The sequence below is a fragment of the Streptomyces griseofuscus genome (assembly GCF_014673495.1).
Classification (GTDB): domain Bacteria; phylum Actinomycetota; class Actinomycetes; order Streptomycetales; family Streptomycetaceae; genus Streptomyces; species Streptomyces murinus.
The window spans coordinates 7,692,249-7,706,973 of sequence record NZ_CP051006.1 but is presented as its reverse complement, the minus strand read 5'-3'; the positions used below and the strand labels follow the sequence as shown (position 1 = coordinate 7,706,973).

Annotated in this window: 11 protein-coding genes; 5 read left to right on the top strand and 6 right to left on the bottom strand. The window is 72.7% G+C overall.

Annotated features, from left to right (window positions below; all coding sequences use genetic code 11):
- Nucleotides 1-256 precede the first annotated feature (256 nt).
- Together HEP81_RS34855 and HEP81_RS34850 are read left to right on the top strand one after the other, a co-directional pair.
- The gene (locus HEP81_RS34855) at nucleotides 257-1,351 is read left to right on the top strand and encodes a baeRF3 domain-containing protein (protein WP_037655651.1); all 1,095 of its coding nucleotides are present in this window, start codon (nucleotides 257-259) and stop codon (nucleotides 1,349-1,351) included.
- 79 nt (nucleotides 1,352-1,430) lie between these two features.
- The gene (locus HEP81_RS34850) at nucleotides 1,431-2,456 is read left to right on the top strand and encodes a Gfo/Idh/MocA family protein (protein ID WP_037655653.1); all 1,026 of its coding nucleotides are present in this window, start codon (nucleotides 1,431-1,433) and stop codon (nucleotides 2,454-2,456) included.
- Here the strand turns inward: HEP81_RS34850 and HEP81_RS34845 are convergent.
- Nucleotides 2,446-4,470 (bottom strand): phosphocholine-specific phospholipase C, encoded by a 2,025-nt coding sequence (locus tag HEP81_RS34845; RefSeq protein ID WP_037655656.1) that lies wholly within the window; start codon nucleotides 4,468-4,470, stop codon nucleotides 2,446-2,448. The two genes, HEP81_RS34850 and HEP81_RS34845, sit on opposite strands and share 11 nt — an antisense overlap.
- Nucleotides 4,471-4,621: 151 nt before the next feature.
- On the bottom strand, nucleotides 4,622-5,035 hold the full coding sequence (locus HEP81_RS34840; protein WP_037655659.1) for an SsgA family sporulation/cell division regulator: 414 nt from the start codon (nucleotides 5,033-5,035) through the stop codon (nucleotides 4,622-4,624).
- Nucleotides 5,036-5,399: 364 nt separating this feature from the next.
- Here HEP81_RS34840 and HEP81_RS34835 point away from each other — a divergent pair, with 364 nt between their 5' ends.
- Nucleotides 5,400-6,857, top strand: a complete 1,458-nt coding sequence (locus tag HEP81_RS34835) for a PP2C family protein-serine/threonine phosphatase (protein ID WP_037655661.1) — start codon at nucleotides 5,400-5,402, stop codon at nucleotides 6,855-6,857.
- 69 nt (nucleotides 6,858-6,926) lie between these two features.
- Here the strand turns inward: HEP81_RS34835 and HEP81_RS34830 are convergent, their stop codons facing one another.
- The gene (locus tag HEP81_RS34830; RefSeq protein WP_037655663.1) at nucleotides 6,927-8,420 is read right to left on the bottom strand and encodes a DNA-binding protein NsdB; all 1,494 of its coding nucleotides are present in this window, start codon (nucleotides 8,418-8,420) and stop codon (nucleotides 6,927-6,929) included.
- A 246-nt stretch (nucleotides 8,421-8,666) separates the two neighbouring features.
- Here HEP81_RS34830 and HEP81_RS34825 point away from each other — a divergent pair, with 246 nt between their 5' ends.
- Both HEP81_RS34825 and HEP81_RS34820 read left to right on the top strand, forming a co-directional pair.
- Complete coding sequence (locus HEP81_RS34825; RefSeq protein ID WP_037655664.1) at nucleotides 8,667-9,809, top strand: aminoglycoside phosphotransferase family protein; 1,143 nt, start codon at nucleotides 8,667-8,669, stop codon at nucleotides 9,807-9,809.
- 351 nt (nucleotides 9,810-10,160) lie between these two features.
- A complete protein-coding gene (locus HEP81_RS34820; RefSeq protein ID WP_037655666.1) occupies nucleotides 10,161-12,131 on the top strand; it encodes an N-acetylmuramoyl-L-alanine amidase in 1,971 nt (656 codons plus the stop codon).
- A 13-nt stretch (nucleotides 12,132-12,144) separates the two neighbouring features.
- On the opposite strand, the gene HEP81_RS34815 is transcribed toward HEP81_RS34820, so the two are convergent.
- The 3 genes from HEP81_RS34815 to HEP81_RS34805 form a co-directional block, all read right to left on the bottom strand.
- A complete protein-coding gene (locus tag HEP81_RS34815) occupies nucleotides 12,145-12,642 on the bottom strand; it encodes a glycosyltransferase family protein (protein WP_037655667.1) in 498 nt (165 codons plus the stop codon).
- Nucleotides 12,643-13,415: 773 nt separating this feature from the next.
- Nucleotides 13,416-14,315, bottom strand: coding sequence for a universal stress protein (locus tag HEP81_RS34810; RefSeq protein ID WP_037655669.1), 900 nt, complete (start codon nucleotides 14,313-14,315; stop codon nucleotides 13,416-13,418).
- Nucleotides 14,316-14,462: 147 nt separating this feature from the next.
- Nucleotides 14,463-14,705 carry a DUF397 domain-containing protein gene (locus tag HEP81_RS34805; protein ID WP_037655671.1) on the bottom strand — a complete coding sequence of 81 codons (243 nt, stop codon included), beginning with the start codon at nucleotides 14,703-14,705 and terminating at the stop codon, nucleotides 14,463-14,465.
- Nucleotides 14,706-14,725: the final 20 nt, after the last annotated feature.

The following is a 14,725-nucleotide window of genomic DNA, read 5'->3' as shown; positions in this document are numbered from 1 at the left end:
GCCGCCCGATGCTTTCGGACGCGCTTTGCCTTCGCGAGGCGGGGAATCGCGACGCCGGAGCGCCACGGCCGCCCGGAACCGGCCATGGGCAAAAAATTTCCCAAGCGATGGCGCGCCGCGTGGCGCCCGGCTCGAAAACCGACCTGCCGCCCGGACGGCGCGGCCACCGGGGCGCGCGCGGGCGCGTCCCGGCACGCGGACATAAGTCTTGAATACCCCGAATGCCGTACATGTGAATCGGCCCTATGGTGCTGTCATGGAGCACGCACTGAGTCCCGCAACCCTTGCCGAACTGCGGCGTCCGCGGCCCTATCCGGCGGTGTCGGTGCTGACCCCGACGCACCGCAGGGGATCCGGCAGCGACCAGGATCCGGTCCGGCTGCGCAATGTGCTGGCCGAGGCCCGCAAGCGCCTGGAGGCCGATCCGGCCGTGACCCGGGAGCGGCGGGCGGACGTCGACGCCCAGCTCGACCGGGCGCTCGCCGAGGTGGATCTCGCGCATGCCGAGGACGGTCTGGTGATCTTCGCCGCGCCGGGTGAGCACCAGGTCTGGTCGCTGGCCCGCAGCGTCCCCGAGCGCGTGGTGCTCGCGGACACCTTCCTGACCCGCAATCTGGTCGCCGCGCAGGCGGCGGAGCGGCCCTTCTGGGTGCTGTCGGTCTCGGCCGACCAGGTCACCCTGTGGAGCGGCGGCCCGGACCGGGTGGTGGAGGAGCATGCCGGGGGCTTCCCGCTGACCCGCAGCAGGCCGAACTTCGACGCCGAGCGGCAGGAGCGCATCGGCGATCTGCCGAGCACCTTCCGTGACGAGGGCACCCGCCAGTTCCTGCGCGAGGCGGACACCGCGATGGCCGCGGTCCTGCGCGAGCAGCCCCGCCCGCTGTACGTCACCGGCGAACCCGCGGCGCTCTCCCTGCTGGACGAGGCCGGCACGGTCGCCAGGGGCGCGGTGCACGTGGGGCACGGCGGGCTCGCCCACTCCGGTCCCGAGGCGGTGTGGCAGGCCATCAGGCCGGTCCTGGAGGCGGAGGAGTCCAAGGACGCCCATTCCGTCGTCGAGGAACTGACCTCGGCGCGCGGCCACCGCACCTTCGCGGCGGGCCTGGACGAGCTGTGGCTCAGCGCCCGGGAGGGCCGGGTGCGGCTGCTCGCCGTGGAGGACGGCTTCCGGGCGGTGGTCCGCGACGACGGCGACCATCTGGTACCGGCCGAGCCCGGCGACCTGGACGCCCGCGACGACATCGTGGACGAGATCGTGGAGCAGTGCCTGGAGACCGGCGCCCAGGTCCGCTTCGTGCCCGACGGCACGCTGGGCGAGGAGGACGGGATCGCGGGGGTGCTGCGCTTCTGATCCGCGCCTCGCGCCCCGAGTACGCGCTCCCCCGCCGACGTACGCTACGCGGAAATCGTCGACGTGAGGGAGCGCGCGCATGGGTGAGCCGCTGGGCGTGGCGGTGCTGGGGGCCGGGAACATGGGGGCCGATCATGTGCGGCGCCTGGACCGGGTGGTCAGCGGCGCCCGGGTCGCGGCCGTCGCCGATCCCGACATCGAGCGGGCGCGGGCGGCCGGCGCGGGCATCACCGGCGTACGCGTGCACACGGACCTCGAGGCCGCGCTGGACGCGCCGGGCGTGGCCGCCGTGCTGATCGCCTCCCCCGGACCCGCGCACGAGGCCGCGCTGCTCGCCGCGTTCGCCCGCGATCTGCCGGTGCTGTGCGAGAAACCGATGGTGCCGGACTCCGCCGGGGCGCTGCGGATCGTGGCGGCCGAGGCACGGCTCGGGCGGCGGCTGGCGCAGATCGGCTTCATGCGCCGGTACGACGCCGAGTACCGGCGCCTGAAGGCGCTGCTGGACGGCGGCAGCCTGGGCCGGCCGCTGATGCTGCACTGCGTCCACCGCAATGTCTCCTCGCCGCCCGGCTTCACCAGCGCCCAGCTGATCAACAGCTCGGTCTCGCATGAGATCGACGCGGCCCGCTGGCTGCTGGGCGAGGAGCTGACGGCGGTGACCGTACGGCGCCCGGTGTCCTCCGGCGGCGCGCCCGAGGGGCTGATCGACCCGCAGTTCGTGCTCTTCGAGACCGAGCGGGGCGCCCTGGTGGACGTCGAGGTGTTCGTCAACTGCGGCTTCGGCTACCAGGTGCGCTGCGAGGCGGTGTGCGAGGCGGGCAGCGCGCGCATCGGCGAGGAGCACGCCCTGGTGGTCACCCGCGCGGACGGCGCCCGGCAGGAGGTGGCGCCGGACCACCTCGTGCGGTTCGCCGACGCCTACGACCGTGAGGTCCAGGACTGGGTGGACGCCGTCCGGGCGGGCCGGGTGACCGGGCCGAGCGCCTGGGACGGCTATGCCGCCTCGGTGGTAGCCGAGGCGGGGGTCCGGGCGCTGGAGGGCGGCGGCCGGGTGGCCGTCGGACTCGCCCCGCGCCCGGACCTGTACGCGGCGGTCAGCCGCTGACGCTGGCGGCGCCCGTCTCCAGATGCCCGGTGAACCGGCGCGACCAGGTCGAGTCGGAGTCCACGGTGATCGTGAAGTCGTACCAGCCGTTGTTGTAGGCGACCGCGTTGAAGAAGTCCTCCGTCGAGGCGCCGGCGGCGACGGTGTACGTCCAGGGGCCGTCGGAGCGGTAGTGGTTGGAGGTGATGGTGAACTTCACCGACGACGAACCGGAGTTGGCCATCTTGAAGTAGAGGGCCAGCTTCCCGGTGCCCGGCTCGACCGCGTAACGGGTGCTCACCTCGACGGACTTGCCCGCCTTGGTGGCATCGCCCTGGAAGCGGCGCAGGAAGCGGTTGGGGCCGACCATCGACAGGTCGTACTTGCCGTCGCCGTAGCCCGAGCCGATGTTGAAGTAGTCGGTGGCGGTGCCGCCCGCGTCCACCGTGTACTGCCAGGGGGTGGTGTCCCGGTAGGCGTTGGGGTGGATGGAGAAGTGGGCCGCACGGGCGGCGGGGCCGCCCTGGTTGGTCATGACGAACCAGGCGAGCGTCTTGCCGCCCGCGTCGAACTCCAGGCGGTCCAGATAGCCGCCCGGCTGGTACGGCAGCGCGCGGGCCGGGCGGGTGCCGGACTCCTGGGCGGGCAGCGCGTTGTCGGTCGGCACCGGGTTGGGCAGCAGGGTGCAGTTGTCGATGCCGATGACGCTGGTCGCGGGCAGCGCGACGGCGCCCTTGACCGGGTGGGCGAAGTCGAACACCCCGGTGAGGTCGCCGCTCACCTTGCGCCGCCAGTCGCTGATGTTGGGGCACTTCGCGGGCGTGCCGAGGGCGGCCGTCCAGGTCTCGAGGAAGCGCAGCACCGAGGTGTGCTCGAAGACCTCCGAGGAGACCCAGCCACCGCGCGTCCAGGGCGAGATGACGATCATCGGCACGCGGAAACCGAAGCCGAACGGCACCCCGTTGAGGAACTCGCCGGCCGTGCCGGCGGGCGGGGACGGCGGAGGCACATGGTCGAAGTAGCCGTCGTTCTCGTCGTAGTTGAGGAACATGACGGTGGAGTCGAAGACGTCCTCGTCGGCGGCGAGGGCCTGGTAGACGAGGTTGACGAAGTGGGCGCCGTCGCCGGGCGGGGCGTAGGGGTGCTCGGAGAACGCCTGGTTGGCCACCACCCAGGAGACCTGCGGGAGGGTGCCCGCCTGGACATCGGCCTTGATGGCAGCGGCGATGTCGTCGGGGGTGGAGCCGGTCACCTTCGGCACCGAGGACATACCCCGGTCGTACAGCGGGTCGCCCGCCTTGGCGCCCGCGAAATTGCTGAAGTACGCGCAGGCGTTGTCGCCGTAGTTGTCCGCGGCGTTCTGGTAGACCTTCCAGCTCACCCCGGCGGCCTGCAACGACTCGGCGTAGGTCTGCCAGGTGAGACCGGACTCGTCGCCGCCGTCGTTGCTGGAGGAGTCGACCTTGCCGCTCCACAGGTAGGTGCGGTTGGGGCCGGTGGCGCTCAGCGTGGAGCAGAAGTAGGCGTCGCAGATGGTGTAGTTGTCGGCGAGCGCGTAGTGGAAGGGGATGTCGGAGCGGTCCAGGTAGCCGAGCGAGCGGACGTTGCCGACGCCCAGGACCCAGTTGTCCAGGCGGCCCTTGTTCCAGGCGGAGTGCTGCGAGGACCAGGAGTGCGGCAGGTCGCCGTTGCACTGCGCGAGGGTCTCGCCGTCCTTGCCGGGCACCGACGGGGTGGAGCTGAGCTTCCACGGGTACTGCCGGGAGAGCAGGTTCGGCTGGTTGAAGACGGAGTAGTTGCCGCTGAGGGTGATGCCGCTGCGGTCGTCGAAGCCGCGCACGCCCTTGAGACGGCCGAAGTAGTGGTCGAAGCTGCGGTTCTCCTGCATCAGGATCACCACATGCTTGACGTCCTTGATCGTGCCGGTCGCCGTGGTGGCGGCCGCCGCGGTGGTGCGCGTGGTGGCGCCCAGCGCCACTCCCGCCGCCACGGATGCGCCCAGCCCCACGAAGCCCCTTCGGCTGATCGGTGTCATTCGTCCGTCCTCGGTCACGGGAGTGCCCCTGCGGCACACCGCGGGCCAGGGTGCCCGCGCCGGTCGTCGGGGTCCATACCCGTGCGGTGAGGTAAAGGTGAACAATATTCAAAACCGGCCGGGGCCCATCGGGACAACTCCGGCGGACGCCTCACACCCCTCCGAACAGCGCGTTCAGCCCACGCTCCACCACCGTCGCCATGTCCTCCTGACCGGCCGCGACCACCTCGTAACTGCGCAGCAGAAAGCGGCGCAGGGTGGAGGTGGGGAACTGGAGCAGGGCGAGACCGAAGGGCGAGTGGAACTCGAGGACGGTCCGGGTGCGGCCGTAGGGCCAGATCTGCACATCGCCGTGTCCGGCCGGGGTGCGCAGTCCCTGGTCGAGCAGGGAGCGCGCGAAGGTCCAGCTGACGTCCTCGCCCTCCAGCGCCGCCTCGGCCGGGAAGTCCACGAAGACGGCGAGCGGGTCGCCGGTGGTGTAGCGCAGGGTGGCCGTGAGCGGGATCTCCTGGTCCTCGGCGGTCACGAGCCGGGCGAGGGCGGGCAGTTCGATGGTGGTCTCCATGCCTTTATGGAGTCGGGAGAGGCCCTTCGCATGCCGCCAAATCCGGTCAGAGTTCGATGGGTACAGGCCGCTCCCGAACGACGGGGAACACAGGGCCGTCGAACAGGCGGTTGACTGCCTGGTCCGGGGGCCTTGACGAAGGATCGCCGGATCCGTCAACTCCCGTAGGTCGTCTACGACTTGATCGCCCACCGGGCGTTCAGGGGGCACTCGGGGATCGGTACGGGAAGACTCTGGCATATGCCAGAAGCACCACCGTATCGTGTCTTGCCAAATCCCTTACGGGGCGTCCCGCGCTGTGCGAGAGTCGTTACGCTCCCCGTCCCGCCCGGCCCTGCCGTCCCCTTTTCGTTCGGAGTGCGAAATGCCGTCATCGGTCTCCGCGGACCGCCCAGCCGCCCAGCCGCCCGGGCACGACCCGGTCGAGGCGTTGATCACGCAGGCGCGGCGGCTCAAGGGCGACGTGGACGCGGTACGGCGGGACGTCCGCTGCGACGACATGGACCCCGAGGAACGCTGGCAGCGCGCCCTGTACGACCTGGCGCTGCACCAACTGGACGATTTAGACGCCCACCTGGCTCAATTGCGCAACGGACCCGCGCCCCTGCCCCCGGCCGCCGAGCCCCCGGAGCCCCCCGGGGCGCCCGCCGTCCGCCCGGCCCCGGCCGGCGCTCCGGTCGGCGCCCCGCGCGGCGCGCTGCTCAGCCGGGTCGGCAGCGCGGAGTGGAACCTGCTCACCGACGAGGCGTCCTGGTCTGGGGAGCTGTACCGGATCCTCGGCCGCGATCCCGCCCTGCCCGCCCTCACCCTGGACGAACTGCCCTCGCTGGTCGTGGAGGAGGACCGTCCGAAGCTGACCGCGATGGTCACGGACTGCCTGATCGACGGCCGCCCGATCGACGGCGAGTTCCGGGTGCGCCGCCCCGACGGCTCCGTGCGCAGCGTGCACATGATGGGCGAGCCGGTACTCGGCGCCGACGGCGGCACCGTCTCGATGTGGGCCGTGCTGCGCGATGTCAGCACGCTGCGCCGCAGCCGGCGCACGGTGCGCGAGACGCATGACTCGCTGCACCGGCACCGCCAGCGGGAGCAGACCGAGCACCGGGTCGCCACCGAACTCCAGGAGGCCGTGCTGCCGCCCTGGCGCGGCTCCCTGCGCCCCCCGCACCAGGGTCCGCGGACCCTGGACCTCGCCGCGCACCGGCTGCCCGCGGACGGCGGTGCACCGATCGGCGGGGACTGGTACGACGCCCTGGAGCTGGCCGACGGCGAGACGCTGCTCAGCGTCGGCGACCTCACCGGGCACGGGGTGGCCGTCGCCTCCGGCATGGCGACCCTGCTCGGCGCGGTGCGCGGCATGGCCATGGCCGGCACCCAGCCCGGCCAACTCCTCTCCCTGCTGAATCAGTTACTCGACGCCACGGTGCAGCCGGCCCTCGGCAGCGCCGTCTGCGCCCGCTACCGGCCCGCCACCCGGACCCTGGTCTGGGGGCAGGCGGGACACCCCGCCCCGCTGCTGTTCCGCGACGGGACGGGGTGCGCGCTCGACGCCCCCGCGGGTGTGCTGCTCGGTGCCACCTCGGGCGCCGGCTACGGGCAGGCCGAGGTGAACCTCGTACCGGGCGACCTGCTCCTGCTGCACACCGAGGGGCTGGTGCCCGGGCACAGCCGGACGGCGGCCGTGGACCGGTTGCTGGGCCTCGCTCCACGATTCGACGACGCCCGGAGCGCACAGGACTGCGTGCGGGCGCTCGTGGAGGAGTTCGGCGGGGCCGGGCGGCTGGACGACGCGTGTGTGCTCGTCGCCAGGGTCACCGCCTGAGCCGACGCCCGTGGGTATGACCGGACGTCAGATCAACCGACCGGTATGGGGAACGCGGCGCGCGGACCCCTACGCCTGCGCGCTGTTCGCGCCCTTGCTCCTCGGCTTGGGCAGGGCGAGCCTGATCTCCTCCCGCAGTTCATGGATCTTCGGGTATCCCGCGTACTCCGCGGTGAACCGGTACATCTGGCGCAGCCGGTCCCAGGTGCGGCGCGAGGAGTTCGCGCCCATCGACATCAGGGCGAGCCGTGCGTAGCGGTCGGCCTGTTCGGGGTCGTCGGCGATGAAGCAGGCCGACGCCATGGAGAGATGGTCGAAGATCTTCGAGCGCTCCCGGCCGTCGACACGCAGTGCCAGAGCCCGGTCCGCGAAGTGCTGGGCGTGCACGGCCGCGTCCGGGTCGAACTCGGCCAGCGTGCGATAGGCCAGAGCCTGCATGCCGTACAGGTCCTCGGCCTTGAAGGTCTGCATCCAGTCGAGGGGTTCGCCGTCCCCCCGGTCGGCCACGAACAGGTCCTCGGCCTGTCCGAGGGTGCGGCGCATCGCCTGGCCCTTGCCCATCGCCGCCTGCGCCCAGGCCTCGATGGTGTGGAACATCGCCTTGGTGCGCGGCTGGAGGCGCTCGCCGCCGCCGGACTGGGCGAGCTTCATCAGGTCCAGCGCCTCCCCGGGCCGCCCCAGATGGACCATCTGGCGGGCCGCCCGGGACAGCGCCTCCCCGGCGCGCGGCCGGTCACCGCCCTCCCGGGCGGCGTGCGCGGCGATCACGAAGTACTTCTGCGCCGTGGGCTCCAGGCCGACGTCATGGGACATCCAGCCCGCGAGGACGGCCAGATTGGCGGCGACGCCCCACAGGCGCCGCTGGAGGTGGGGGGGATGGCGATAGGCGAGCATGCCGCCCACCTCGTTGAGCTGGCCCACCACCGCCTTGCGCTGGAGGCCGCCGCCGCGGGCCGCGTCCCAGGCCCGGAAGACCTCGACGGAGCGCTCCAGCTCCGCGACCTCCTCCGAGCCGATGGGGGCGGCCTCGTAGCGGTCGAGACCGGCGGGGTCGGCGTGCAGGGGGTCGTCCAGAGCGGGGCCGTCCGCACTGAGGACCGGGTCGGTGTGCAGCCAGTCGTGCATGGCGCTGCTGAGTGTGGATCCCGCGGCGAGCGCGGCACCCGCGCCCACCAAGCCGCGTCGGTTGAGCATGAGGTCCATTCCCGTGAATTCGGTGAGGACCGCGGCGGTCCGCTCGGGCGCCCACGGCACTCCGTCGGGATGTTCCTCGATCCCGTCGCCCTGCCGTTTCCCTGCCCGCCCGTGGCGCACCAGACCGAGGTCCTCGATGGTCACGACACGGCCGAGACGCTCGGTGAACAGAGCCGCCAGCACCCGTGGCACGGGATCGCGCGGGATCTCTCCCATGTCGATCCAGCGCCGGACCCGGGAGGTGTCGGTCGCCAGTTGGGGGTGGCCCATGGCCGCCGCCTGCCTGTTGACCAGTCTCGCGAGTTCCCCCTTCGACCAGCCGGCCAGGCCGAACAGATCGGAAAGGCGGGTGTTGGGTCGTCCGCTCACGTCAAGCCCCCAGGTTCTCGGCTGAGTTGACAGTAGCCGGGTGCGAGTTGCCGGGCGACTATTCGCCAGGGTTCGCCAGGGTGCGCCAGATGGTGTGCCAGGGGCCATCGGGTGTCAGGTAGGAAAGCGCCACCCCGACCCGGTCCCCCCGGGGACATTCCCCAGGGTGTACCCGGGGACCGGGCCGGGTTGACGCAAGGACTTCACAGGCAGGCACCGCAGGCAACGAAGGGATCTGTATCTCCCATGTACGCGGCATCGTCCTCCGTGTCCGCCCCGCTTCGGCCGTTGCGCCCCCGCCCGGCGGGCGGCGGACCGTATCTCGACCCGGCGGTGCGTCCGGGCGGCTCCGTGCTGGGCGCGCCCCGCCCCCGGCGGGTTCCGGGACAGCCCGTCCCGCCGCTCAGCGGGAGACTGGACCTCTCCGGCCCCCAGGGCGCCCCGCTGCGCACCGCGATCGCCGCGGTGCAGCGGATCTGCCCGGAGTTCGCACCGGTCCAGGTGCTGCGGCGCAGCGCGCGCTCCGTGCTGTTCGTGGGCACCACCGGGCGCAGCACGGCCGTCGCCAAGTGCCTGCTGGACCACGCGCCGGCATGGGCGGAGCGGAGCCGCCACGAAATAGCCGTATACCGCTCGTTCGTCCGGCATCGGCCCCCGGTGAGGGCGCCCCGGCTGATCGCGGCGGATCCGGACAACTGCACCCTGGTGATCGAGCGGATGCCCGGCCGGGTGGCGGCACTTCAGCGGCATCCGATGGAGGCGCCGCCCCGCGCCGACATCCGCGCGGCGCTGGGCGCGATCTGCCGGGTGAACGCCTGGCGGCCGCCCGCCGGTCTGTTCGACATGCCCCTGGACTATGTCGAACAGATGTCCCGCTACCACGAGTTGGGGCTGCTCACCGACCGGGACCTCGGCGACCTCCAGAAGCTGCTGCACGGCATCGCGCAGGAGGTGGGCCGGGGCGCCATGCTCCAGTTCTGCCACGGCGACGCCCTGCTGTCGAACATCCTGGTGTCCCCGGCGGGCCCGGTGCTGGTGGACTGGGAGCACGCCGGCTGGTATCTGCCGGGCCATGACCTGGCCACGCTGTGGCTGGTGCTCGGTCAGGCTCCGGGGGCGCGGCGGCAGATCAGCCAGATCGCCCAGTCGGCGGGCCCGGCCTCCCGGGACGCCTTCCTGGTGAATCTGATGCTGCTGCTGACCCGTGAGATCCGGCGGTACGAGACGGCCGTCCAGCGCTCGATGCAGGACCCGCCCCCGGTGGCACCCGGTCTGCCCCACCCGGGCGCCGTGCCCTCCGGCGAGGAGCAGCGGCTGCTGCTGCGGCGGCTGCACGACGACTGCCAGATGGCCCGCAAGGCGGTGCGTGCGGCGGTCGGCACGCGCTGAAGGGGCGAGGGCCCGCGGTGCGCCAGGAGTGGCGGCGCACCGCGGGCCTTCGTGCGCACGGACTCCACCGCGCGGGGGAATCGTTTCGGCCGTACGGCGGCGAGCGCCTGGCGCCGCAGGGCCGGCACCGCGCGAGGTCCGTACGGCCGCGACCAGCGACGCGACCCATTGGTCTACGCCACTGACGCCCCGCAGGCCCGCCCACCGCCGTCGCGAAACTCGCCGAAACCCGTCGTGACGTGGGAAATCTCCTTGGCGATTGCATCATTGACGGATCGTCGGCCAGCCGATACCACTGACCCAGTTCGGCGCCGCACGCCCCGCCACGCCCGCCCGTCACAGGAGGCCGCATTGCGAGGTTCCGCCCCTGATTCCCCGTCCACGCCCGGCCACAGACATCTGAGGCGGGCCGCCGTACCGCTCGCCGCGGCGGCCCTGCTGCTGCCGCTGTTCGGCGCGGCCCCCGCCCAGAGCGCCCCGGACTCCTCCCCCGACCGGCTCCAGTCGGCGTTCGCCTCCGCGTCCGCCGAGTACCACGTGCCGCAGAGTGTGCTGCTGGCCGTCTCCTACCTCCAGTCCCGCTGGGACTACCACGGCGGCGCGCCCAGCGTCTCCGGCGGCTACGGCCCGATGCATCTCACGGACGCCCGTACCGCGATCGCCGCCACGGAGCACTTCGCCGACGGCACCGAGGACGCCCGCGGCGACAGCTCCCGCCCCGCCCTGCACCCCGAGGCGAAGGTGCCGGCCGACTCGGCGCTGCCGGCCCGGCTGCAGACCCTGCCCCAGGCGGCGAAGCTGACCGGTATCCCGGCCGCGAAGCTGCGCACCGACCCGGCGGCGAACATCTCCGGCGGCGCCGCCCTGCTGGCCGCCGCGCAGCGGCGGCTGGGCGAGCCGCTGAGTGCCGACCCTGCCGACTGGTACGGCGCGGTGGCCCGCTTCTCCGGCGCCGACGACACGGCGACCGCGGCGTCGTACGCCGATGATGTGTACGACGTGCTGCACACGGGTGAGCGGCGCACCACGGACGCCGGTCAGCGGGTCGCCCTGGCCGCCGAGCCCGGTCTCACGCCGGACACCGCGCAGCTGTCGCGGACCGGACTGCGCACCGTCAAGGACGACGGGGCGGAGTGCCCGAAGTCGGTGTCCTGCGAGTGGCTCCCGGCGGCGTACGCGCAGTTCGGCGACGACGACTACGGCAACCACGACCTCGGCGACCGGCCCGCTTCGCAGGCGATCAAGTACATCGTCATCCATGACACCGAGGGCGCCTGGGACGGGGTCCTGAACCTGATCCAGGACCCGACCTATGTGTCCTGGAACTACACCATCCGCTCCACCGACGGACTGATCGCCCAGCACGTCAAGGCGAAGGACGTGGCCTGGCACGCGGGCAACTGGGACGTCAACGCGCGCTCGATCGGCATCGAGCACGAGGGCTTCCTGAGCGACCCGGACGCCTGGTTCACCGAGGCGATGTACCGGTCCTCGGCGCGGCTGGTGAAGTACCTGTCCGCGCGGTACGGCATTCCGCTGGACCGGCAGCACATCCTGGGCCACGACAATGTGCCAGGACCGACCGCGTCCACCATCTCCGGGATGCACACCGACCCGGGGCCGTACTGGGACTGGGCGCACTACTTCCAGCTGCTCGGCCACCCGTTCAAGAAGACCGCGGGCAGGCAGGGCGGGCTGGTGACCATCCGGCCGGACTTCGCCGCCAACCAGCCGGCCTACACGGGCTGCGCCACGGCGGGCGAGCCCTGCGCGGCGCACGCTTCCAGCGAGGTCCGGCTGTACTCGGACCACGATGTGAACGCGCCGCTGATCAAGGACATCGGGCTCGGTAAGACGCCCACGATCGATGTCAACGACGTGTCCTCGCGGGTCTCCACCGGCCAGCAGTACGCGGTCGCCGATCACTGGGGCGACTGGACGGCCATCTGGTACCTCGGCCAGAAGGCGTGGTTCCAGAACCCGGCGAAGCAGCCGACGGCCGTCTCCGCCAAGGGGATGGTCGTCACCCCGAAGGAGGGTCTGGCCAGCATCCCGGTGTACGGCCGCGCCTACCCGGAGAAGTCCGCCTATCCGGCGGGGGTGCCCGCCCAGTCGGTGGTGGCGCTGCCGTACACCGTCCCGGCCGGGCAGAAGTACGTGGTCGGTGACGAGATGCCGGGCGAGTACTACTACTCGGTCACCTTCACCCCGGACTCGCACCAGGTGGTGCGGGGCAACGATCTGTACTACGAGATCCAGTACGGCCACCGGGTCGAGTTCGTCCGCGCGGCCGACGTGACCGTGGAGAACTCGGCGAGCTGACCGCTGCCGGGCCTCAGCCCTGCTGGAAAAGCTCCGCCGGGAGCGGCTTCAGCAGGGCGTACAGGTCGTCGGTGATGGGCCGGTCCCAGGCGGCGATGGTCACGAGGACGCCGTCGCTGCGGTCGAACTGCACACAGGAGATCCGGCCTTCGGAGAGCTTCAGCCGGCGCACGATGAGGAGGTTGTCGCCCTGGAGCACCGGGGTGTCCTCGGTGCCGACGACGGTGACCTCCTCGTCGTTCTCCAGCGCCAGCAGCAGCTGGCCCACCTCGAAGGGGATCTCATCCTCGGCCACCTCGCGGGCCGGGGAGCCCTGCGGCAGATTGCCGATGATCATCGCGGGGCCGCGGCCGCCGAAGAGGTCGTAGCGCAGGAAGACACCCTGGCAGGTGCCGTCGGGCGCGGGCAGCAGACCCGCACCGAGATTGCCCGGCCAGTCGCCCGGGTCCATGGCCAGCACGTCGAAGTCGGGTCCGGCGGGAGTGGCGCTGCGGCGGCGGAGGAACGACATGCCGCCATGGTACGTGTCCCGGCAGCACTGAGTGACCTGCGGGCACCCGGTGGTGGAGCGGGCGGAGGCATAGCGGGGAGGGTTGGGAGACGGGGCACGGAGCGGCCGATGGAGAGGGCCGCGCGGGGGCGTGCGGCTGCGCGGGGCTTGCGGTGTTGCGGGGCGGGTGCGGGGCGGGGGTGCGCAGTTTGCCTGCGCCGTTTGTATGGGGCGGGGACGGCGCGGTGGCGTGGTGCGCCGGGGTGCGCCAGCTCGCTGGGACGTGGGGGCCGGGGTCGAACCGGCGCACGCCGTACGGGGCGGACCGGCGAACCGCGCGGCGCCTTCCTGGCGTCCCGCACGGCCCGTGGCCCGCGCTCACCACCATCGCACCGACCGGCACACTCCGGAGCACGCGCCCCGGCACGGGACGCGAACCGCGCGCCGCCCGTCCGGCAGCCACCCCCGCGACCCACCCACCGCCCCCACACACGCACCCGAACGGCGACACGAGTCCCTGTCGACAAACAGAACGGCTCTTGCCGCGGCGCCGCGCGGCCCGCCACCCGCGCTCACCAGGCACCGCACCCACCGGCACCGGACGCGGACCGCACGCCGCACGTCCGGCGGCCCACCCCGCGCCCCACCGCCCCCACGCACCCGAACGGCGACCCGGGCCCCTGACGGCGAGCAGTGCGGCGCGGCCCACCATCCGCGCGCACCAGCGCCGCACGGGCGACCCGCGCTGCCACGGCGGACCGGCGCGTCTGCGCCGGCGCCCTCACCTCCTCCGCTCACCCCTCCCCCGGCGTCGGCGGAAGGACCGCGACCGGGGCGGCCGCGTGCAGCAGGACGGCCTGGGTGACGGAGCCCATCATGCGGGCCGGGGCCAGCAGGCGACGGCGATGGCGGCCGACGACGACCAGTTCGGCGTCGCGGGAGGCGGCCACGAGGTTGCCCGCCGCGTCGCCCGGCAGGGCCTCCGAGTCGGCGCGGACGCTCGGGTGGCGTTCGCGGTGCGGGGCGAGGAAGCCCTCGGCGAGCGCCCGGGTCTCGTTCGCGATGGCCGCCTCGTCGGGCATCGGGGGCACCAGCTGGCCCGGCGCCGACCAGGTCTGTAGGGGCCACGGGTAGGCGGCGATCGCCTGGACCCGGGCACCGCGCAGGGCCGCCTCGGTGAAGGCGAAGGAGAGCGTGGCCTCGTCGGGGCTGTCGACGTTCACGCCGACCACCACCCGGGGTCCGGGCTCGGCCGGTCCCTCGCCGTGCACCTCCCGGTCGGGCGGGGGTACGACGACCACCGGGCACTCGGCGTCCCGCGCGGCGGCGAGGCTGTTGGAGCCGAGCAGCAGACTGGCGAAGCCGCCCCGCCCCCGGGAGCCGAGCACCATCAGCTGGGCGTCGACGCCCAGTTCGGGCAGCACCGCGCCGGGCGCCCCCTCCAGCGCGATGTACTCCACGGTCTCGGACGCGTGCTCCGCCAGCCGGGCGCGCACCTCGTCGAGGACGGGGTCGCCCTCCTCCTCGGGCGGTCCGGCCACCAGGACGTCGGTCTGCCCCCAGGCGGCGTACTGGCGGACATGGACCACCCGCAGCGGTGCCGCACGGCGACGGGCGGCATCCGCCGCCCACTCCATCGCGCGCAGACTGTCCTCGGAACCGTCCACCGCGGCGATGACCGGCGCAGCGCTCATGCTTCCTCACCTCCGGAACACGACCTTCTCCCTTGCTGGGGCCAGCCTCCATCAGGCATCGGCCCCGGCAGGGCGCTGTAGGTCGCGTGTCCGGAAATCGGCGCGCAACACACCCGGTTCAGATCAGGCCCGCGGTCCGGCCCGTCCTCAGGTGAGGTCGAACTCCCCTTCCCGCGCGCCGGAGACGAAGGCGCCCCACTCCGCGGGGGTGAAGATCAGGGAGGGGCTCTCCGGCCGCTCGCTGTTGCGCATCGCGATGAAGCCCTCGACGAAGGCGATCTGGACATCGCCCTTGCCTCGGCTGCTGGACCGCCACTCGGCCTCGCTGAGGTCCAGGTCCGGCTTGTCCCATCCCTTGAGCGGCATGTGCTGGGTGGTGCTCTCGGCCACGTCCGTGCTCCTCCCGGTGT

What these genes read in the sequence shown, in the direction of transcription:
- HEP81_RS34810 (WP_037655669.1), bottom strand. Translation starts at nt 14,315, where the DNA reads ATGAGCGCTGCGCCGGTCATCGCCGCGGTGGACGGTTCCGAGGACAGT.
- HEP81_RS34840 (WP_037655659.1), bottom strand. Translation starts at nt 5,035, where the DNA reads ATGGAGACCACCATCGAACTGCCCGCCCTCGCCCGGCTCGTGACCGCC.
- HEP81_RS34825 (WP_037655664.1), top strand. Translation starts at nt 8,667, where the DNA reads ATGTACGCGGCATCGTCCTCCGTGTCCGCCCCGCTTCGGCCGTTGCGC.
- HEP81_RS34835 (WP_037655661.1), top strand. Translation starts at nt 5,400, where the DNA reads ATGCCGTCATCGGTCTCCGCGGACCGCCCAGCCGCCCAGCCGCCCGGG.
- HEP81_RS34855 (WP_037655651.1), top strand. Translation starts at nt 257, where the DNA reads ATGGAGCACGCACTGAGTCCCGCAACCCTTGCCGAACTGCGGCGTCCG.
- HEP81_RS34845 (WP_037655656.1), bottom strand. Translation starts at nt 4,470, where the DNA reads ATGACACCGATCAGCCGAAGGGGCTTCGTGGGGCTGGGCGCATCCGTG.
- HEP81_RS34850 (WP_037655653.1), top strand. Translation starts at nt 1,431, where the DNA reads ATGGGTGAGCCGCTGGGCGTGGCGGTGCTGGGGGCCGGGAACATGGGG.
- HEP81_RS34815 (WP_037655667.1), bottom strand. Translation starts at nt 12,642, where the DNA reads ATGTCGTTCCTCCGCCGCCGCAGCGCCACTCCCGCCGGACCCGACTTC.